Below are 22,026 nucleotides of genomic sequence, written 5' to 3' on the forward strand. Positions count from 1 at the left end.
CCTTCTGCAGAGTCGGACAGGACGCCATCCCGACCCCGTTGTCATCAACGGTTGTGTGGTCGCGGCCGTCGGACGACGAGCCTGGACGCGCTCGATTCCTGAGGTTGCCATCGGCCTGATTCGCTGTCCAAGACCTCTTTCAGCGGCCGCGATACCCTGGAGGCATCGCCGGACGGGGAGGCATCATGGATCTGGACCTGCGCAAGTTGCGCTACTTCGTCGCCGTCGCCGACAAGCTCCACTTCGGCCGCGCCGCCGATGAGTTGCACATCGCACAGCCGGTGCTCAGCCGGCAGATCCGCGCGCTGGAAAAGGATCTCGGCACCCCGCTGCTGACGAGGGACAGCCACGGCGTGTCGCTGACCGACGCAGGCAGGCAGCTGCTGACCGACGCCGGCCCGCTGCTGGCCTCCGCGCACGCGGCCCGCCGCCGGGTGACCGCGGCCGCACGGGGCAGCCGGCGGCTGATGGTCGGCTTCCGGGCAGGCGTCGCGGTCGCCCCTGCGGTACAACTGTTCGCCGCCCGGCACCCGGACGTTCCGGTGGACGTGCGACGGATCGAATGGGACGACCAGGCCCCGATGCTGCTCGACGGCCGCATCGATGTCGGCTACGTGCGGATGCCCATCGACGAGACCGGCCTGCGCGTCGCCCCGCTCTACGCCGAGCCACGGGTGGCGGTGCTGCCCACCGGCCACCGGTTGGCCGGCAAGGAGGAAGCCACCGAGGCCGACCTGGCCGGTGAGCCGCTGGTCTGGCATGCCGACACGAGCACACAGCCCACCAGGCACCCGCACCCCGACGCCGGGTACCCGGCGCGCGGGGTGGACGAGACACTCGAGCATGTCGCGGCCGGCCGGGGCATCTCATTCCTGGCCCGTTCGGCGACCGTGTTCTACTCACATCCGGACGTCACCTATGTGCCCGTCCCGGATCTGGCGCCCGACCAGGTGTGCCTCGCGGTGGCGGCATCGCGCAACTCGCCGGTGGTCGACGACTTCTTCACCGCGGCTCAGGCCGCGGCCGGGATCACGGCAGAATGTGGGAACTACGAAATGTGGCAGCGCGGAGGCGAAGCCGCTGCAAAGCACGGTTGAGCAGTTCGACTGACAACAGCAGCGCCAACGGAGAGCGCGCGCTTGACCGCGTCCAGGCGAGGGTGCCGGGAGTGCGCTTTCGTCTCCGGCGAGGAGTTGCCACGTGGCGCCCACGGAAGGGCACAGCTGTGAACCATCCGCAACAAGGGACCGTGGACCGGCATCAGCGACATCGAGATCGCCGTCGCCGAATGCGTCGACCGGTGCAACCATCGGCGCCTGCACGGTGAGCTCGGCCACGTCGCGGCCCGGGGGAGGCGCGAGGAATCCGCGGGCACGGGTCCGGCACGGGTCTGGCACGAGGGTCTTCAAATCCTGTGCCATCGCCGACGCCAATCGTCCGTGGGGACCGTCAACCTACTTTCGGGCCCTTTGTGGTTTGTATGGCTGGGGTTTATGACGTCCCACGAAGTGGTTCAGGGGATAACGGCTGGGGTGTGTGTCCGGGTGGTGCGTGCCCAGTAGGGGTGCCCGTTCCCTGTGCATGTAGGGGGTCACCGCGCAGCCATTCCTGCTGAAAGGCCAGTTCGGGCCCAAGGGGTGCTCGATGGCTTCGGTCCAGCCCGACCCGCGGCGTGTGCGGGAGTCACCGCTCTCGGAGGAGGCAGCCCGGTCCCGGTGCCGGTCAACGGGCCGGAGCAACGGCAGGTGAAGGCACCCGGTCGGCGCCGGGAGTGCTCCAGCCGGTGAAGCGCACCCCGTGACCTGCGAGTTCCGGTCCGTTGATCGGCTGTACCACCCCGCGGGGCGTCACCGGGCAACGCGAGGTCCTGATGTTCCGCAGCTACCACCTGCCGGTCATCCCGTGCCGCCACCCGGAATCCGGGAATACGGAGGCTGCACCGGCACGACCAGCCGCAAGGGTGAAATTCGTCCACCCCTATCGCAGCGACGCCGAATTGGGTACCCCTATTTCTGTGACGCCGAGTCGGCGGCGCCCAACTCGACCCCCTTCCTTCGGTGCTGGACGAAGACCGCCGACAACATCCTCGATACCCTCGCCGCATACTGCACATGAATTGTCGAGTCAGGGCACCAGTACTCCAGCGTCGTTTCGTGAGCTATCCGCCGCGATATCAACTACTATGGCCCGTAGCCCGTTTCCAAGATTTCGGGTCAAAGCCCCACGCTGCTTCTGCGCGGTGTGGACATCCTGCTCGTCCGTGTCGACTGATCATGCCATGGAGAAGAAGGACATGACCGACAAAATAGATATCAAGCCAGAGTTGGTATCGGACTTCTACGACGTGTTCACCCATATGTTCCTGCGTTTCTGGGGTGAGAACTTCCACTACGGATACTGGCTTTCCGACGAGGACGAGAGTTCCGTGGACGTCGCTACGGACCGGCTCACCGACGTGCTCATCGAGCAGCTGGGGCTGCGGCCCGGCCAGCGGATGCTCGATGTCGGCTGCGGTATCGGCACGCCCGCGCTCCGCCTGGCCGGTACGGTCGAGGCGGACATCACCGGCGTCACGATCAACTCGGGACAGGCGCAGGAGGCCAATGCCCGCGCCGCGGCGGCGGGCCTGTCCCATCGTGTCCGGTTCGATCACGCCGACGCGATGGCACTGCCCTACCCGGACGCCTCGTTCGACGTGGCCTGGGCGTTCGAATCGCTCCTGCACATGGACCGCTCCCGCGCGCTGGCGGAGATGGGGCGTGTGCTGCGCCCCGGCGGCCGCCTGGTGATCGCGGACACGTGCCAGCGTGAACCGATCAGGCCGGAGTACCAGGACATACTCGACGACGCGAAGGCGAAGTTCGCCATCGTCGAACTTCCCAGCATCGACGACTACCAGGCGCTGATCACCGGCGCGGGCCTGGAGCTGGACGAACTGCTGGACGTCAGTGAGCACACGAAGCGAACGCTGCAGATCATGGGCGAGGGCGCGAGCGAGCACCGCAGCGACCTGGAGGAGCAGTTCGGTGACGCTGCCCGACAGTTGATCGAGGTCCTGGTGCATCCGATCTCCGCGATGCCAGAGTTCGGCTACCTGGTGGCCACGGCGCGCAAGATGCCGTAGGCGCGGTGCCGGCCGGCGCGCGGTCACCGGTGGTGCCGGCCCGGCCAGGACTCGGTGAGATCAGTTGGCCTTGGGTGTTCAGCGAATAGGGCGGCTGCCGTACCGACTGGAAAGGTGCCGTTGACCTGCGAGGATGCGAGCGTCCCGATCGTATCCGCCGCAGGTCAACGGCACCTTTCTGGTGGTCGGGAGTGCGTGGTGGGCCGTCGGCTGTCCGTAGCGGCTGACGGGGAAGAGGCTGGTCGGGCATGCCGGGGCGGTGCTGCTGCGCCGCTGTGCGGACCGTACGGAACTGACGGCAGCGCCGGCCGGGTTGCTGCCGTCCCGGCACGACCGAGTCGGTGTGTCAGGGACGGGTGGGCCGTCGGGCCAGCCAACCGCTGATTGCTGTGGCGGTGCTCGCGGCGTGCTCGTCGATCATGCTCAGGTGGGTGCCGGGCACATCGATGGCGTCGTGGTCGGGACCCCATTGGACCTGCCGGTGCTCGCCTGCGCGGGGCTGACTGCCCATCCGCCCGGTGGCGCGCAGCAGCAGTGTCGATACGCCGCCGATGCCGGTCGGTGCCCAGTCGTCGAACAGTCGCAGGTGGTGTGCCATCGCGGTCAGTTCGGCGCCGCGCAGCGGCTGCGTCGCCGTCCATGCGGCGTACGCGTCGCCGAGCAGACCGACCTGGATCTCGGCCAGCCCCGTACTGCCGGGCAGGTGGCTGTCCAGCAGTACGAGTGACTCCGGTGCGGTGCCGAGATCCTTGAGCCGGGCGGCTGCCGCGTGTGCGATCCAGCCGCCGGAGGAGTATCCGACGAGGACGTAGGGGCCGGTCACGTTGCTGAGCACCGTCTCAGCGACCGCGGCCACCAGGTCGGTTCGGGCCGGGGGAAGAAGCTCCTGGTCGGCGTAGCCCGCCAACGGCAGCACAGCCATGTTGTGCGTCGTGCGCAGCGTGTCGGCCATCCGAGCGTATTGGTAGACATTGGAGGGAGCCATCACGGACGGGATGCACACCAGGGTCGGACCCGGGAACCCTTGGGAGAAACTGACCGGTTCCCGCATCTTCGGCGAGCCGGTGCCCACGCGCATCCGGGCGGCGACGGCCAACAGCTCCAACCCGTCCTTCACCTGGTTCTGTGCGCAGGCCTGGGCGAAGAGGACCGGCAGCGGATCGGTCGCCGGCGGCGTCGCCCCGCCCGCCCCCGATGGCGTCGGACGCGCCGGTGCGGCGGGGGCCGGTGGTGTTTCGAAGTCCTCGACCGAGGCGAAGCGGTCCGCCAGATGTGCGGCGACGGCGTGCGGCGTCGGCCGGTCGATGACCAGTGTGCGGGACAGCTCCAGACCGGTGACGGCCCTCAGGCGCTCGACGAGCCAGACCGCGGTCAGCGAGTCGAAGCCCAGCTCGGCGAAGCCCCGCTGGGGGTTCACGTCCTCGAACGCGTCGTAGCCCATCAGCCGCGCCACTTGTTCACGCACCTCGGAGAGCAGGATCCCCGCCCACTCCTGGCGCGGGCGATCGGCCATCTTGCCGCGTACGGAGGGAATCCCGGTGACGGTCTCGTCCGGCACCGCGTCCGGCAGCGGCGCGCCCGTCCCGCCGACGACACCCTGGTCGGCCAGCAGGCTCGCCCCCGCCGGCAGGTGATCGACCAGCCAGAAGCGGCGGCGCTGGAAGGCGTACGTGGGCAGGTCGAGCTGGGCGGCGCCGGTGCCCGCGTAGACGGCCCGCCAGTCGACCGGCACACCGCGGACGAAAAGGGCGGCCGCCGCGTCCAGCAGCGCGGCCGGTTCGGCCCGGCCCTGACGCAGTGTCGGCACGAAGGCCCGCTCCGGTGCGCCAGGACCGGCCGGCGGCAGGCAGTCCTGGCCGAGGGCGGAGAGGACACCGCCCGGCCCGAGCTCCAGGTAGGTGGTGACACCGGCCTCACTCAGGCGCACGACACCGTCGTGGAACCGCACCGCCGCACGGGCCTGGGTGACCCAGTAGTCCGCCGAACGCATCCGCTCGCCCCGGTCCGCCTCGCCCGGGGCGAGCGGCACGATCGGGATGCGGGGCGCGGCGTACGAGACGCTCTCGATCGCCGAGCGGAAGTCGGCCAGGATCGGGTCGATCAGCGGTGAGTGGAAAGCGTGACTCACCCGCAGTTCGCGCGGGTGGAGGCCCTGATCGGTGAGTCTCGCCATCACACCGGTGAGCGTCTTCCGGTCGCCGGAGAGCACCACCGAGGTGGGGCCGTTGACCGCGGCGACGGACACGAGGCCGGTCACCTGGTCCAGCATCGGCAGGATGTCTTCTTCGGCCGCGCGGACCGCGACCATCGCGCCGCCGGGCGACATGCTCTGCATGAGGCGCGCCCGGGCGGCGACCAACGCGCAGGCGTCCTCGAGCGACAGGATCCCGGCCACGTGCGCGGCCACGACCTCGCCGATGGAATGTCCCGCGACGAAGTCCGGGCGTATGCCCCACGACTCGACGAGCCGGAACAGCGCGGTCTCGACGGCGAAGAGGGCCGGCTGGGCGAATCCGGTGCGGTCGAGGCCCAGCGGGTCGTCCTCGGCGAACGTCAGGTCACGCAGTGAGCGGCCGAGCGGACGGTCCAGGTGCGCGCAGACAGCATCGAACGCCTCGGCGAAGACGGGGTGCTCCGCGTACAGCTCGCGGCCCATGCCCAGCTTCTGCGCCCCCTGGCCGGTGAACAGGAAAGCCAGCCGTCCGCGCGCCGTGGTGCCTGTCGTGACCGCGGCATGCGGTGTGCCGCCGGCGAGTGCGCCGAGCCCGGCGAGCAGCTCGTCCCGATCGGCGGCCACGATGACGCCGCGGTTGTCCAGGGCGGCGCGCGTGGTGGCCAAGGAGTATCCGACGTCGGTGGGGTCGGCCGGCTCAGCCCGGTTCGTCAGGAAGGTGGCCAGCCGCGCGGCCTGGGCGCGCATCGCGGCCGCGGTGCGGCCGGAGACCGACCAGGGAACGGCCGTGAGCGTGCGGTGCGCGACGCCGTCGCCCTCCCGTCCGGCGTCGTCCTCGGGCACCGCCTCGAGAATGACGTGCGCGTTGGTGCCGCCGATACCGAAGGCGGAGACTGCCGCACGCCGTGGCCGGTCCTCCGTCTCCGGCCACGACCGCGACTCCTGCAGGAGTTCGATGTCGCCGGCCGTCCAGTCGACCTCCGTGGACGGTGGGTCGGCGTGCAGCGTCGGTGCCAGTGTGCCGTGCCGGAGCGACATCACCGTCTTGATCAGACCGCCCACTCCGGCGGCGGACTGGCTGTGGCCCAGGTTGGACTTGAGCGACCCCAGGAACAGCGGACGACCAGGCTGCCTGTCACGCCCGTACGTGGCCAGCAGTGCCTGGGCCTCGATCGGGTCGCCCAGTGTCGTGCCGGTGCCGTGTGCCTCGACGGCGTCGATGTCGCGGGACTTGAGCCCGGCCGCAGCCAGCGCACGGCGGATCACCCGCTGCTGGGACGGGCCACTCGGTGCGGTCAGCCCGTTCGACGCCCCGTCCTGGTTGATGGCCGAGCCGCGCAGCACTGCCAGGACCGGGTGCCCGCGGCGCCGGGCGTCGGAAAGCCGCTCGACCACGACCATGCCGACGCCCTCGGCCCAGGACGTACCGTCCGCGGCATCGCCGAAGGACTTGCACCGGCCGTCAGGAGCGAGCCCGCGCTGGGTGCTGAACTCGACGAACGGGCCCGGCGTGGGCAACACGGAAACGCCACCGACCAGGGCGAGTGAGCAGTCTCCGGCGCGCAGCGCTCCCGCCGCGAGGTGCAGGGCGGTGAGCGACGAGGAACAACCTGTGTCGATGGTCACGGCCGGGCCCTCCAGCCCCAGAAGGTAGGAGATCCGGCCTGAGATGATGGCTCCTGCCAGGCCGCCGAGCAGGAGCCCCTCGAACCCGGTCGGGTAGCGCGCCAGCAGGGCCGCGTAGTCGGTCACACTCGGGCCCACGAACACCCCGGTCTCGCTGCCGTGCAGCGAGCGCGGATCGATCCGAGCCCTTTCGAGGGCCTGCCACGATGTCTCCAGCAGCAGTCGCTGCTGTGGATCCATCGCGGTGGCCTCACGGGGCGAGATGCCCCAGAACTGCGCGTCGAAGTCCGCGACGTCGGTCAGGAAGCCGCCCTGCTGGGTGTAGCTGGTGCCCGGGTGATCCGGATCGGGATCGTAGAGCGAGTCGAGGTCCCAGCCCCGGTCGTGGGGGAACGGGGTGATCGCGTCCCGCCCGGTGACCGCCAGCTCCCACAGGTCTTCCGGTGAGCGGACGCCGCCCGGATAGCGGCAGGCCATGCCGACGATCGCGATCGGCTCGTCGACCCGCCGCTCAAGCTCCTCCGACCGCTTGCGGGCCCGCACGAGGTCTGCCGTGACGAGATTCAGGTAGCGCCGCAGTTTGTGCTCGTTGTCGTCCATCTGCTCCTCGACCTCTCGTCCGGCGCCGCGGCAAGTCCCCTGTGTGTACCCGGATCACTCGTCCTGGCGGCCGAGCTGCGTGTTGATGAAGCTGAACAGTTCGTCGTCGGAGGCCGCCGTCAGCAACGCCACGTCGCCCTCGGCGCTCGCGTCCTGCGTCGGGCCCGACAGCCGGCTGAGCAGGTCGCGCGCCCGGCTGACGAGGATGTCGCGCACTTCCGTCTCCCCGGTCGGCAGCGCGGACAGCGATGCCTCCAGCCGGTCGAACTCGGCCAGTGCCGCGTCCGTCGGCGATGGCACACTGGCGGCCACCTCGGAGCGCAGGTACGAGGCAAGGCTCGTCGGATTCGGGTAGTCGAAGACCAGCGTCACCGGCAGCCGCAACCCGGTTGCCGCATTGAGCCGGTTGCGCAGCTGGACGGCGATCAGCGAGTCGAAGCCGACGTCCTTGAAAGCCCGCCTGCGATCGATCTCCTCCGGAGAGTCGTGGCCGAGCACGGCCGCGACGTGCGAGCAGACCAGATCGAGCACGGCCGGTTCCCGATCCTCCTCGGGCAGCGCGGTGAGCTTCTCGATCAGGGCCGCGCCGCGTTCGACCGAGGTCTGGGACTCCGCCGTCGGCAGCTGGCGAACATCCGGCAGGTCGGCCAGCAGCGGGCTGGGCCGCAGCGAGGTGAAGCGGGAGTGGAACCGGGCCCATTCGACTCGTGCCACGACCGGGCAGGGCTCGTCCTCGGCGACGATCCGGTCCAGGGTCGCCAGTCCGAAGTCGACCGGCAGCAGGGGCAGACCCCCGCGGCGCAGCGAGTCGGCCATCTCCGCGTCCTCGGTCAGCATTCCGGCCTCCCACGGGCCCCACGCCACCGAGATGGTGTGGCCGCCCCGGTCGTGCCGCTCCCGAGCCAGAGCGTCGAGGTACGCGTTGGCAGCCGAGTACGCGGACTGGTTGCCGACACCCCAGGTCGCCGAGATGGAACCGAACAGCAGCACCGTCTGGATGCTGTCGTGGTCGAGCAGCTCGTCGAGGTGCGCCGCACCGAGCACCTTGGCAGCCAAGATGTCGCCGAACTCGGTCAGCGTCGTGTCGGCGATCGATCCGCCGTCGAGGCTGCCCGCCGCATGTACGACCGCGGTCAGCGGGAGCTCGGCGGGAACGGAGGCCAGCAGTTCGGTCACGGCGGCCCGGTCTGTGACATCGCAGGCCGTCACCGAGACCGAGACGCCCCTGGCAGCCAGTTCGTCGACCAGTCGCCGGGCCCCGGCCGCGTCTGCGCCGCTGCGGCTGGCAAGCACCAGATGTTCGGCACCGCGGTCGGCCAGCCGGCGGGCCACTTCGGCACCAAGGCCGCCCGTGCCGCCCGTCACGAGCACGGTACCGCTCGGCCGCCACTCGGACGGCTCCTGCTCGGGCGCTGCCGCTCTGACCAGACGGCGGGCCAGGACGGCCTGGGACCGTACGGCGACCTCGTTCTCGCCGTTGCCCGCGAGGACACCGGCCAGTTCGGCGACCGCCTGGTCGTCCACCGTCTCCGGCAGATCGATCAGGCCGCCCCAGAGCCGCGGGTGTTCAAGGCCTGCGACACGTCCGAAACCCCAGACCAGCGCCTGGGTGGGCGAGCCGACGCGGTCCTGGGGACCGGCCGCCACCGCGCCCTGGGTCACCGCCCAGACCGGGGCGTCGAGCCCGGCGTCGAGCAGCGCCTGGGTGAGCACCACCGTGCCCGCGAGACCTTGCGGCAGCGCTGACGACTCTTCGCACGGCATCTCGTCCTCGGCCAGCAGCGACAGCACCCCGACCGGGCTCGTGCCGTCCGCCGCGAGCTCGCCGAGCCGCTGGGCCAGCGCCGCCCGGTCGAGGTTCCCGCACGGAACGGTCCAGGTCACCAGGCCGGGCGCGTGGGCAGCGAGGCGGCGCACGGTTTCCGCGGCCCAGCCATCGGCCGGCTGCCCCTCGGCGACCACCGCCAGCCAGGTACCGACGATCGGCGTGCGCGGGCCGCTGGGCAGCGCCCGCCACGTGACGCGGTAGCTCTCGTCGTTGACGTTCTTGTCGCCCGCGCCGTCCACGGCGCTCCGCAGCTGTGCACGACTGACCGGCCTCGCGACGATGGAGTCGAACGAGGCGACGGGCTCGCCCGCGCCGTCGGTGAGGAGCATCGTGGAGGAGTCAGGGCCCTTGCGCCGGAAAGCGACCCGCAGCGAGCTCGCTCCCCGGGTGTGCACGGTGATGCCGTTCCAGGAGAACGGCATCACCGCCTCACTCTCGCTGTCGATCAGTCCGGCGACCGGCACCTGCAGGGCGGCGTCCAGGAGCGCCGGGTGCAGGCCGAACCGCCCGGCCTCGGCACGGACCGTATTCGGCAGCGCGACCTCGCCGTACATGTTCTCGCCGTCCCGCCACAGCGCACGGATCCCGGCGAAGGCAGGCCCGTAGGCGTATCCGCGCTCGGCGAGCCGGGCATAGACATCGGCCACATCGACCTCCTCCGCACCGGCCGGCGGCCAGGCCGTCGGACTGCCCGGCACCGGGCCGGTACCGACAGGGGCGAGCGTGCCTTCCGCGTGCAGGATCCACCTGCTGTCGGTGCCGGACTCGGTGCGCCGTGAGTGCACCGTGACCGAACGCCGGCCGGTGGAGTCGGCAGCGCCGACCGCGACCTGCACCGCCACACCCGACCTCTCCGACAGCACCAGCGGCGCCTGGAAGGCCAGCTCTTCCAGGCGGGCGCAGTCGACGTGACGCCCGGCGTGGGTGACCAGCTCGACGAAGGCGGCTCCAGGCAGCAGGAGGGTACCGAGCACGACGTGATCGGCCAGCCACGGCTGGGTCGCCAGCGACCACCTGCCGGTGAAGAGCACCTGGTCCTCGCCGGCGCGTTCCACGGCGGCGCCCAGCAGAGGGTGATCGGCGGACGCCAGCCCCAAGTCGGCGGCACTCGCGGTCACCGCACCGGCGGGCTCGACCCACAACCGGCGGTGCTGGAACGCGTAAGTGGGCAGGTCGATCCGCCCTCCGGCGGGAAACGCCTTCCCCCAGCGGACCGTTGCCCCGTGCACGAAGGCCGTGGCCAGGGAGCGGGTGAACGCGACGTCACCGCCGTCGCGCCGCAACGACCACGAGGCGGCGACCTCGACGTTTCGGTCCTCGGCGACAGCCTCGACCGCGTCGACGAGGGCCGGGTGCGCGCTGAGCTCCACGAAGCGGCTGTGCCCGTCGTCCAGAAGAGCCTCGACGGCCGCGCTGAACCGCACCGTCTCCCGAAGATTGCGGTACCAGTAGTCGGCGTCCAGTTCGGTGCCGTCGACCCGCCCGCCGGTGACCGTGGAGTAGAACGGCACTTCTGCCTCAGCGGGCACGATGGCGGCCAGCGCGTCGACGAGTTCGGCTCGCAGCTCCTCCACCGCGGGCGAGTGCGACGCGTAGTCGACCAGGAGCGTGCGCACCGGGACCTCCTCGGCCGCGAGCGCCGCGCACAGGCTCCGCAGTTCGTCGGCGTCGCCGGAGACAACCACCGACCGCGGCCCGTTGACCGCGGCGACGCCGAGCCCCGGGTGGTCGACGAGTCGTTCCTGGACCCGGGCCACCGGCAGGCCGATCCAGCCCATCCCGCCGCGCTCGGCCAGGCCGGCGATCAGGCGCGAGCGCAGCCCGGCGACGCGGGCGCCGTCGGCCGGTGTGAGGACACCGGCCACCACGGCCGCCGCGATCTCGCCCTGGGAGTGACCGACCACTGCTGCCGGCTCGACCCCGAGCGACCGCCACAGCCGGGCCAGGGACACCATCACCGCGAACAGCGCGGGCTGGACCACGTCCACCCGGTCCAGGCTCGGCGCGCCCGGAGTGCCGGTGAGGACGTCCGACAGTGTGGCGCCGTTCCAGTCGACGTGCGCGGCCAGCGCCGCGTCGCACTCGGTCATGGAGGCGGCGAACAGCGGGCTGGTGTTCCACAGGTCGAGCGCCATGCCACTCCACTGGCCACCTTGACCTGCGAAGACGAAGACCGGTTGGGCCGGGTCACCGCCATGGCCCAGCACGACGTCCTCGGTGGAGTCCGTCGTGCCGGCGGCGATCGCCGTGAGCCCTGCGGTCAGCGTGTCCAGGTTCTCGGCGAGCACCACGGCCCGGTGCTCCAGTGTGGCCCGGCCGCCGAGCGAGCGGCCGAGCGCGTCGAAGTCCACCTCCGGGTGCTCGGCGAGGTAGGCGCTGAGCCTGGCTGCCTGACCGCGCAGTGCCGCCGCGCCGCGTGCCGAGAGGACGAACGGCCTGACGGACTGTGCGAGCACCCGATCGGGGGCGGGCGGAGCGGGCAACTCGCCGGGCTCCGGTGCCTGTTCCAGCACCATGTGCACGTTGGTACCGCTGATTCCGAACGCGGAGACGGCGCCGAGCCGGGGCCGGTCGCGCTCCGGCCACTGCTGTGCCGTGGTCAGCAGCTTCACGGCACCGTCCGACCAGTCCACGTGCGAGGTGGGCTCCTCGGCGTTCAATGTCCGGGGCAGCAGGCCGTGCCGCAGCGCTTGGACCGTCTTGATCACCCCGGCCACACCGGCAGCCGCCTGCGCGTGGCCCAGGTTCGATTTCAGGGAGCCGAGCCAGAGCGGGCTTTCCTCGGTGTGCTCCCGCCCGTACGTCGCCAGTAGTGCCTGCACCTCGATCGGGTCGCCGAGCCTGGTGCCGGTGCCGTGTCCCTCCACGACGTCCACCTCGGCGGCGGAGACACCGGCATTGGCCAGCGCCTCTCGGATCACCCGCTGCTGCGAGCGGCCGTTGGGCGCGGTCAACCCGTTGGAGGCGCCGTCCTGGTTCACCGCGGAGCCCTTCACCACCGCGAGGACCTGGTGGCCGTTGCGGCGGGCGTCCGACAAGCGCTCCAGTACGAGCAGCCCGACGCCCTCGGCCCAGCCGGTGCCGTCCGCGCCCGCGCCGAACGCCCGGCAGCGACCGTCCGCGGAGAGGCCGCCCTGCAGCGCGAACTCCTGGAACACCACAGGTGTGGACATCACGGCCACACCGCCGGCCAGCGCGAGGTCGGACTCACCGGTCCGCAGCGCCTGGGCCGCCATGTGCAGCGTGGTCAGCGAGGACGAACAGGCGGTGTCGACCGTCAGCGCGGGGCCTTCCAGGCCGAACTCGTAGGAGATACGGCCCGATGCCACACTGGGCGCCGTTCCTGTCAGCAGATGGCCGTCGAGACCGCGCGATTCGAGCGCGAGCAAGTTGCTGTAGTCATGGGCGCTGAGGCCGACGAACACGCCGGTCTTCGTGCCGCGCAGCGCCAACGGGTCGATACCGGCACGCTCGAACGCCTCCCACGCCGACTCGAGCAACAGACGTTGCTGCGGGTCCATCGCGGTGGCCTCACGAGGTGAGATGCCGAAGAAATCGGGATCGAACTCGGTCGCGCCGGGCAGGAATCCGGCCGCCCGGGCGTTGGTCGTGCCCGAGCGGCCGGGCTCGGGATCGAACAGCTCGGCCAGGTTCCAGCCACGGTCGGACGGGAACTCCGTGGCGGCGTCCCGGCCCTCCTCGACCAGCGCCCACAACGCCTCAGGCGAGTCGATCCCGCCGCCGTAGCGGCAGGCCATGCCGACGATGGCGATCGCGTCGCCACCGGTGTCCGCCGTCACGGTCGCGGGTGCCGCCGGGGCGGAGGAGCCGGCGCTGACCACCTCGCCGAGCACGTAGTCGGTCAGCGAAGTGAGGTCCGGGTGGTCGAAGACGACTGTCGCCGGCAGCCGCAGGCCGGTGAGCGCGGTGATCCGGTTGCGCAGCTCCACAGAGGCCAGCGAGTCGAAGCCGGTGTCCTTGAAGGTCCGGTCCGGCGAGAGTTTCGACGCCGACGAGTGCCCGAGCACGGCCGCCGTCTCGGCGGCGAGAGCCTCCAGCACGATCCGGTGCCGGGCGGCCGGCGGCCGGGCGAGTAGACGGCGGGTCCACGAGCCGTCACCGCCGCCACTCGCCACGGCGGTACGCCGCACCCGCCCCGGGACCAGGTTGCGCAGCAGGGCCGGCACATCCCCGCGGAACGCCGCCAGGTCGAGCCGGACCGGTAGCACCACCGGGGCGCCGACGGTGAGGGCCGCGTCGAAGAGGGCAAGGCCTTCCTCGTCGGACATCGCCTTGATACCGGCGCGTGCCATCCGTTCCCAGTCGGCCTCCTGCAGGGAGGTCGTCATGTGGCTCGTGGTCTGCCAGAGGCCCCAGTCGAGCGAGACGGCGGGCAGCCCCGACGCGCGGCGGTGCCGGGCAAGAGCGTCCAGGAACGCGTTGGCGGCGGCGTAATTGGCCTGGCCCGGCGCGCCGAATGCCCCGACGGCGGAGGAGAACAGCACGAAGGCGGAGAGGTCGAGGTCCTGGGTCAGCTCGTGGAGGAGCCAACCGGCGTCCACCTTGGGCCGCAACACGGTGTCGACCTGCTCGGTCGTCAGCGAGCCGACGACGCCGTCGTCACTGGTACCCGCGATGTGCACAACCGCGGTCAGCGGATGCGCGGCGGGGATCGCGGCCAGCACGCCGAGCAGCGATTCGCGGTGGGAGACGTCACAGGCAACAGCCGTCACCGAGGCGCCGAGCTCGGTCAACTCGGCGGCCAACTCGGGGGCGCCGGGGGCGTCCGGGCCGCGCCGGCTCGCCAGCACGAGGTTGCGTACGCCGTGCTCGGCGACCAGGTGCCGGGCGACCAGGCCGCCCAGTGCGCCGGAGGCGCCGGTCACAAGCACGGTCCCGGCTGGATCGAGGGGCACCGGGACGGTCAGGGCGATCTTGCCGATGTGCCGGGCCTGGCTGAGGAACCTCAACGCGTCGGGGGCCCGGCGGACGTCCCAGGTGGTGGTCGGAGGCAGGGTGAGAACGCCACGGCCGAACAGGTCCAGCAGCTCGACCAGCATCTCGTGGACCCGTTCGGGTGCTACCTCGAGCAGGTCGAACGCCTGATAGCGCACACCGGGGAACGTCTCGGCCGCCCAGTCGGCGTCGCGGATGTCGGTCTTGCCCATCTCGACGAACCGGCCGCCGCGCGGCAGCAGTCGTAGCGAGGCGTCCACGAGCTCGTTGGTGAGCGAGTTGAGGACCACGTCGACGCCGCGGCCGTCGGTGGCGCCGAGCAGATCGGATTCGAACTGTGCGGTGCGGGAGTTCGAGATGCGTTCGCGGGGGATGCCCAGCTCGCGAACGGCCGCCCACTTGGCGGGGCCGGCGGTGGCGAAGACCTCGGCGCCCAGATGGGCGGCCAACTGCACGGCCGCTATGCCGACGCCACCGGCGGCGGCGTGGATGAGCACGGACTCGCCGGGTTGCAGGCCGGCCACGTCGACGAGCCCGAAGTACGCGGTCAGGTAGGTGATCGGGACGGTCGCGGCCTGCAGATACGACCACCCGTCAGGTATCGGTACCACCATCCGGTGTTCACCCACGGCCACAGGCCCGAACGGCCCGAAGAACAGGCCCATCACCCGGTCCCCTGGCTTGAGACCGACGACTCCCGGGCCGACCTCGGTCACCACGCCGGCCGCCTCGCCGCCGAGCACTTCCTGACCGCGGACCAGGCCCAGGGTGGACATGACGTCCCGGAAGTTCACGCCGGCGGCTCGGACGGCCACCCGCACCTCACCCTCGGCCAGGGGGGCGACCGCCTCCGGTGAATCGATCAGGGCGAGCCCGTCGAACGTGCCGGGGCGGGGGGCGGACAGGCGCCAGGCGGCCGACTCCGCCGGCACGGCGAGCGTCGTCGAGGAGGAGACCTTGACCAGGCGCGGCACCAGGACCGTGCCCGCGCGTACGGCGACCTCGTCCTCCCCGGTGTCGAGCGCCGCCACCACGGCCGAGTCGGGCTCGCCGGGCGCGAGGTCGACCTGGACGAGCCGGCCCGGGTTCTCGGCGCGCGCCGAACGGAACAGACCGTGCAGGGCCGCGCCGGTCAGGTCACGTACGTGTTCACCCTCGTACGTGGCCAGCGCGCCCCGGGTGACCAGCACCAGCCGTGAGGTGGCCAGCCGTTCGTCGGCCAGCCAGTGGCGAAGCAGTTCGAGCATCTGGTTGACACCTGAGTGCACGTTCGCGGCCACATCGTGGCCGTGGTCGTCACCGTGAGCGGCCAGCACCACGGCGGGCACCTCGCCCCCGGCGTCGAGGGCGGCCTGCAGCGCCGCCAAGCCCTCGTACGCCGTGCCTGTCGTGGGCGCGCCGCCGCCCAGGTTCGCCCAGCCGGTGGGCGACGCGGCCGCGGCCTCACCCGCGGAGGTCCACCTGATCTCGTAGAGGGAGTCGTTGGCCTGCGGAGCACTCCCGGCGATCTGTTCCGCGGTGGCGGACCGCAAGGTCAGCGAGTCGACGGACAGCACCGTGCGGCCGGTCACGTCGGCGACCAGCAGTGCCACGGTGTCGGTCCCCACCGGAGTCAGCCGTACGCGCAGCGTGGAAGCACCGACGGCGTACAGCCGCACGCCCGACCACACGAAGGGGACGGCACCCTGGGTGGTGCCGGTGACCGCGACCGCCTGAAGCGCGGCGTCCAGCAGGGCGGGGTGCATGCCGTACGCGCCGGCGTCGCCCACGTGCTCGGGCAGAGCCACCTCGGCGAATACTTCCCCGTCACGCAGCCAGGCGGCCTTCAGGCCGCGGAACACCGGCCCGTAGGCGTACCCGGCCGCGGCGAAGGTCTCGTAAAGATCGCCGAGCTCGACTTCCTCGACACCGGCGGGTGGCCACTCGGCCAGCTCGATGTCGTCGCGGCTCATACCTGCGGTCCCCGAGACGAAGCCGCTGGCGTGCCGTGTCCAGGCCGCGTCGATGTCGGGGGAGTCCGGGTCCTGCTGCTGAGACCAGATGGTGATCGACCGTCGGCCGGTGGACTCCTCCGGCTCGCCGACCACGATCTGCAGCGCCACGCCGCCTCGCTCCAGCAGCAGCGGGGCCTCGATGGTCAGGTCCTCGACCAGCTCACAGCCGACCTGGTCCGCCGCGCGCAGCGCGAACTCGACGAATGCGGTGCCGGGCAGCAGGGTGCGGCCGAACAGGGCGTGGTCGGCAAGCCAGGGCTGGGTGGAGAGCGACAGCCGGCCGGTGCACAGGAAGCCGCCGTCGTTGGCGAGCGAGACGCCGGCACCCAGGAGCGGAGCGTCCACCGAGCGCAGGCCGATCGAGCTGAGGTCGTGCCCTCCGACGTGGCTGGTCTCGAGCCAGAAGCGTTCGTGCTGGAACGCGTAGGTGGGCAGGTCGACGCGTTGCGCGCCGGTGCCGGCGAAGAAGGCCGCCCAGTCCACCTCGACGCCGGCGGCGTGCAGGGTGGCCATCGCCACGGCGATGCATTCCACCTCGTCGCGCCGACTGCGGAGGGACGGGGTGACCACCACCGGGTCGTCGCCGTAGCATTTGCGTACGTGGCCGCTCATTGACGTGGCCGGCGACAGTTCGATGATTCGGCTGACGCCGCGCTCGCGCAGCCGGGCCACGCCGCCGACGAGGTCCACCGGTTCGCGCATCTGCCGGACCCAGAACTCAGGGGTGCACAGCACCTCGGCGGGCACCACCATCGGGATGGTCGGGGCCGAGTAGGTCAACGTCTCCACCACGGCCCGGAACTGGGCCTGGATCGGTTCCATCGTGACCGAGTGGCCCGCGACGCCGACCCGCAGCGTGCGGCCCGCGTGGCCGAGCTCGGACAGTCGCGCCAGAGCCTCCTCGACCGGGCCCTCCAGCCCCGAGAGGGTGACTGAGCTCGGGCTGTTGATACCGGCGAGCGAAACGCCCTCGATGTCGGCGATGACCGGCTCCACCACGTCGGCGCCGGCCGCGACCGAGGCCATCACACCGGCGGCCGAGGTCTGGATCAGCCGTGCTCGGGCGGTGACCATGGTGGCCGCGTCCTCGAGCGACAGCACACCCGCGACGTGCGCCGCCGCGATGTCCCCGCAGGACTGACCGAGCAGGTGGTCGGGCCGCAGACCCCACGACTCGACCAGGCGGTACAGCGCCACCTCGATCGCGAACAGCGCGGGATGCGCGTACTCGGGCCGGTCCAGCGTCGGGCCGCCCTCAGCGATGATCTGCGGCAGGTCGGGGTCGAGCCACCCCAGCACCTCCGAGTACGCGGTGGCGAAGACGGGGAACGCGGCCGCGAGTTGTGCTCCCATGCCGGTGCGCTGCGAGCCCTGTCCGGGGAACATCACCGCGGTGAGACCGCGGTACTCGGTGCCGACGACCGCCGTGGCACTGCTGCCGCCGCCGGCCAGCAGGTCGAGCTGCGCGAGCAGGTGCTCCTTGGTGCCCGCGACCACGGCGGCGCGGTGCTCGAACGTCACGCGGTGCAGCGCGAGCGACTTCGCGACGTCGGGCAGGGCGACGTCCTCGTCGGCGAGCCAGTCACGCAGCCGCGCCGCCTGACCGGCCAGGGCCTGCGGAGTACGGGCGGAGAGCAGGAAAGGCAGGGCGGTCGGCTGCGCGGTCACCGGCTCGGCCTCGACCGTCTCCGGCGCGGGCGCCTGTTCGAGGATGACGTGCGCGTTGGTACCGCTCATGCCGAACGACGACACACCTGCCCGGCGCGGCCACTCGTTCTCCGGCCAAGGGCGGTTCTCCGCCAACACCTTGACCCCGCCGGCCGACCAGTCCACTTCGCGCGTCGGCTCGTCCACGTGCAGCGTCTTGGGGAGGACGCCGTGGCGCATGGCCATCACCGTCTTGATCACGCCGACGACGCCCGCGGCCGCCTGGGTGTGACCCACGTTCGACTTCAGCGAGCCCAGCCACAGCGGCTCGCCGTCCTTCTTCTTGCGGCCGTAGGTGGCCAGCAGGGCCTGTGCCTCGATCGGGTCGCCCAGCCGGGTGCCGGTGCCGTGCCCTTCGATCAGGTCGACCTGCTCCATCGGAACCCGGCCGTCGGCCAGTGCCGCCTGGATGACCCGTTGCTGGGCCGGGCCGTTGGGAGCGGTCAGGCCGTTGGAGGCACCGTCCTGGTTGATCGCCGAACCACGGATGACGGCGAGCACCGGGTGGCCGTTGGCCTGAGCGTCGGAGAGCCGTTCGAGCAGGACCAGGCCGACCCCCTCCGACCAGCCGGTGCCGTCCGCGGTGTCCGCGTACGCCTTGCACCGGCCGTTGGGCGCGATCCCGCGCTGTCGGCTGAAGTCGACCATGACCAGGGGCGAGCACATCGACGCGACGCCGCCGACCAGAGCCATCGTGGACTCGCCGCGGCGCAGGGCCCGGATGGCGTAGTCCATCGCGACCAGCGAAGAGGAACAGGCGGTGTCGACGGTGACAGCGGGGCCCTCGAAGCCGAACGTGTACGCGACGCGCCCGGAGAGCACGCTGGGCGCGTTGCCCAGGAGCAGATAACCGTCGACCTCGCGGGGTGCCGTGACGGTCAACGGCACGTAGTCATGGGTGTTCGAGCCGATGAACACACCTGTCTCGGTGCCGCGGAGGGTCGCCGGGTCGATGCCGGCACGCTCGAACGACTCCCAGGCGGCCTCAAGGACGATCCGCTGCTGCGGGTCCATGGCAAGGGCTTCGCGGGGGGAGATGCCGAAGAAATCCGCGTCGAAGTCGGCCAGGCCGGACATGAATCCGCCCTCGCGGGTGTACGTCTTTCCGGGCTTGCCGGGCTCCGGGTCGTAGATGCTGTCCATGTCCCAGCCCCGGTCGGTCGGCGAGTCGCCGATCGCGTCGGTTCCACTGGCGACCAGCTCCCAGAGGTCCTCGGGCGACCAGACGTCGCCGGGCAAGCGGCAGGCCATCGAGACGATGGCGATCGGCTCGGTGTCCTGGGCCTCCCTCTCAGTGATCTTCTGGCGAGCCTGGTAGAGGTCGCTCGTGACCAACTTGAGATACTGGCGAAGCTTGTCCTCGTTCTCCATACGAGCAACCCCATCTGTCTCTGTCTGTCCCAGTGGCCCGGGGAACCCCGGAGTGGTCCGGCGTACCCCGGACTTGTCGTGCCTGGACACGTGGCAGGCGTCTGCGGAGACCGGCAGTCCGGCAAAGAGCTTGCGCAGAAAAGGCTTGGCGGCACCACGATCAGGACCGCCTCTGGGCGGTCGCGTGAACAACCATGCTCTTGCGACGTCGGCGCGGGCACCCCCTAACCCCCCTAGCCGCCGCCCGGTGATCACGCGGTTCTTTTGGGGTGTCGGTTCCGCAGTCGCGCTGCGAGCATGAACCTCGAAAGCCAGACCGGTGCGTCTCGCTGGTCGCCCACAGCGGACGAGCGAAGGGACAGGAATATGACTGCCGAGGTGCTGAAGAACAAGGAGGAGCCGAAGGGAACGCCGGCATTCATCTTCAATCAGACCGCGCCGGGACCTACACAGCCGTGGAGCTGGGCGGAGAATCTGCTCAAGTCCACGTCCACGTACTGGCTGGTCACCACCAGCCCGGACGGACACCCGCACAGCAGGCCCCTGTGGGGTATCTGGCAGCGGAACACCTTCTGGTTCTCCAGTCAGAACCGGTGCGGTGAATTTCTGAAGGTCAACCCGCGGGCCTCCGTGAACCTGCAGGTCGGCGAGGACGTGGTGATGATCGAGGGCAGTTGCTCCCGAGTGATCGGGGACGACGACATCAACGTGCTCGCCGAAGGCGTCCGGGTGAAGTACGACTGGGAACTCTCGGTGAGCGAGGGTCGCGTCCACACGCGTTTCGGCCAGAGCGCCCCGGTGTTCCGGCTGAATCCCGAACGGGTCTACGGCTGGGCGGGAATGCCCGGATGGGAGTCCGCGACCAGGTGGGATTTTCCGCAGGCCTGACCGACTGATACCGGCCGAACGGTAATCCGGCCGAGGGAATTCGACGTGCCACGGCCGAGAACGAGGCAAACGTGTGCCGTACGCGCGGCAGCGTTCTCCAGGTCTGTTTTTCCCGCCGTGCGATCGACCACGTCCTGCCGCACGGTCACCCTCGGGATTTCATCCCAATTCGTGGACCGGCGACGGCGCAACCCGTGGGATCACGCCGCGCCGGTCGTGCCGGGCCCTCACCCCGGCGGGACCCCGCCGGGGGGCGGTGGCGGCTCACTGTGTCCGGCGCTCGCCGCCATGACCTCGCAAGACGCGATCCGAACGTGGAAGGGGACGATCCGGGTGGATGTCCAGGCCCAAGGCGGCCACATCGCGGTGGTTGGTGCGTCCTGTCGTTTCCCGGGCGCTGACGGGCCTCGGCAGTTGTGGCGCCTCCTGGCTGAGGGACGTCATGCGATCACCGAGCGCCCGCTCCGACGTCGTGGCCCGGACCGGACGGTCGCGCCCCCCTGGGGCGGGTTCCTCGACGCCGTCGACGAGTTCGATGCCGAGTTCTTCGGTATCTCCGCCCGCGAGGCGGCGTCCGTCGACCCGCAGCAGCGACTCGTGCTGGAACTGGGGTGGGAGGCGCTGGAGGACGCGGGGATCGTGCCCGACAGCGTGCGCGGCGGCCGACTCGGTGTCTACGTAGGTGCCTTCGCCGACGACTACGCCCATCTCGTGCACCGCAACGGTTCCGCCGCGGCGACCCAGCACACCTACCCCGGCATCGAACGTGCGGTCATCGCCAACCGGCTCTCCCACTTCCTGGATGCGCACGGGCCCAGCGTCGGTGTCGACAGCGGCCAGTCCTCGTCGCTGGTCGCCGTTCACCTGGCCTGCCGGAGTCTGCTCACCGGTGAGTCGGACCTCGCCGTCGCGGGCGGCGTGCAGCTCAACCTGCTGCCGGAGTCCGTGGACATCGCAGACCGTTGGGGGTCACTGTCACCGGACGGCCGCTGCTACACCTTCGACGCCCGCGCGAACGGTTATGTGCCGGGCGAAGGCGGCGGCCTGGTCGTACTCAAGAGGCTCGAGGACGCCCTGGCCGACGGTGACACCCCGCAGTGCGTGATTCTCGGGAGCGAGGTGAATCACGGCGGCAACTCTCACGCCCTGACCCAGCCCGACGAGCTCGCACAACGAGACGTCCTGCGCCGCGCTCACGAGCGCGCTCGAGTCAGCGCCACACAACTCCAATACGTCGAGTTGCACGGAACGGGAACACCCGCGGGCGACCCTGTGGAGGCCTCGGCGCTCGGTGCCGTCGTCGGCTCCGCCCGGCCGCGAACGCAACCGCTGCCCGTCGGATCGGTCAAGACGAATCTGGGACATCTGGGGGCAGCCGCGGGGATCGCGGGCCTCATCAAAGTGGCGATGTCGATCCGCCACCGCAAACTTCCCGCCAGCCTCAACTTCGAGCGGGCGAACCCGGAGATCGCGCTGGACGAGCTCAATCTTCGAGTGCAGCGGGGCCTCGGTCCGTGGGAAGCACCCGACAGCCCCTTGATCGCCGGCGTCAGTTCCTTCGGAATGGGCGGCACGAACTGTCACCTGGTCATCAGCGATGTCCCGCCCGGCTCGACCGCCGCACGCAGGAAACCTGAGACCGGTGAAGCGGACTCCGGGCGGCCACCTGCTGTGGTGCCGTTTGTGTTGTCGGGTCGTGGGTCGGGTGGGTTGGGTGGTCAGGCTGCTCGTTTGCGGTCGTTTGTGGTGGAGCGGCCTG

The 22,026-nt window shown here is 70.9% G+C and carries 6 protein-coding genes; 4 read left to right on the plus strand and 2 right to left on the minus strand.

Annotated elements, in window-relative coordinates:
* Window positions 1-185 precede the first annotated feature (185 nt).
* Entirely contained in the window at window positions 186-1,097 is a 912-nt protein-coding gene (locus AB0C75_RS23205; RefSeq protein ID WP_362893592.1) for a LysR substrate-binding domain-containing protein, read from the plus strand.
* A gap of 1,163 nt (window positions 1,098-2,260) precedes the next feature.
* Window positions 2,261-3,124 carry a methyltransferase domain-containing protein gene (locus tag AB0C75_RS23210; protein WP_362893593.1) on the plus strand — a complete coding sequence of 288 codons (864 nt, stop codon included), beginning with the start codon at window positions 2,261-2,263 and terminating at the stop codon, window positions 3,122-3,124.
* Between the two features lie 346 nt (window positions 3,125-3,470).
* Here the strand turns inward: AB0C75_RS23210 and AB0C75_RS23215 are convergent, their stop codons facing one another.
* Complete coding sequence (locus AB0C75_RS23215; RefSeq protein WP_362893594.1) at window positions 3,471-7,523, minus strand: beta-ketoacyl synthase N-terminal-like domain-containing protein; 4,053 nt, start codon at window positions 7,521-7,523, stop codon at window positions 3,471-3,473.
* A 54-nt stretch (window positions 7,524-7,577) separates the two neighbouring features.
* Entirely contained in the window at window positions 7,578-19,379 is an 11,802-nt protein-coding gene (locus tag AB0C75_RS23220; protein WP_362893595.1) for an SDR family NAD(P)-dependent oxidoreductase, read from the minus strand.
* A gap of 366 nt (window positions 19,380-19,745) precedes the next feature.
* Between AB0C75_RS23220 and AB0C75_RS23225 the strand changes: the two genes are divergently transcribed.
* Both AB0C75_RS23225 and AB0C75_RS23230 read left to right on the plus strand, forming a co-directional pair.
* Window positions 19,746-20,267, plus strand: a complete 522-nt coding sequence (locus AB0C75_RS23225) for a pyridoxamine 5'-phosphate oxidase family protein (protein ID WP_362893596.1) — start codon at window positions 19,746-19,748, stop codon at window positions 20,265-20,267.
* Between the two features lie 288 nt (window positions 20,268-20,555).
* On the plus strand, window positions 20,556-22,026 hold a 1,471-nt coding region (locus tag AB0C75_RS23230; protein ID WP_362893597.1), incomplete at its 3' end, for a polyketide synthase.

Source organism: Streptomyces sp. NPDC048565 (assembly GCF_040650935.1).
Lineage (GTDB): Bacteria > Actinomycetota > Actinomycetes > Streptomycetales > Streptomycetaceae > Streptomyces.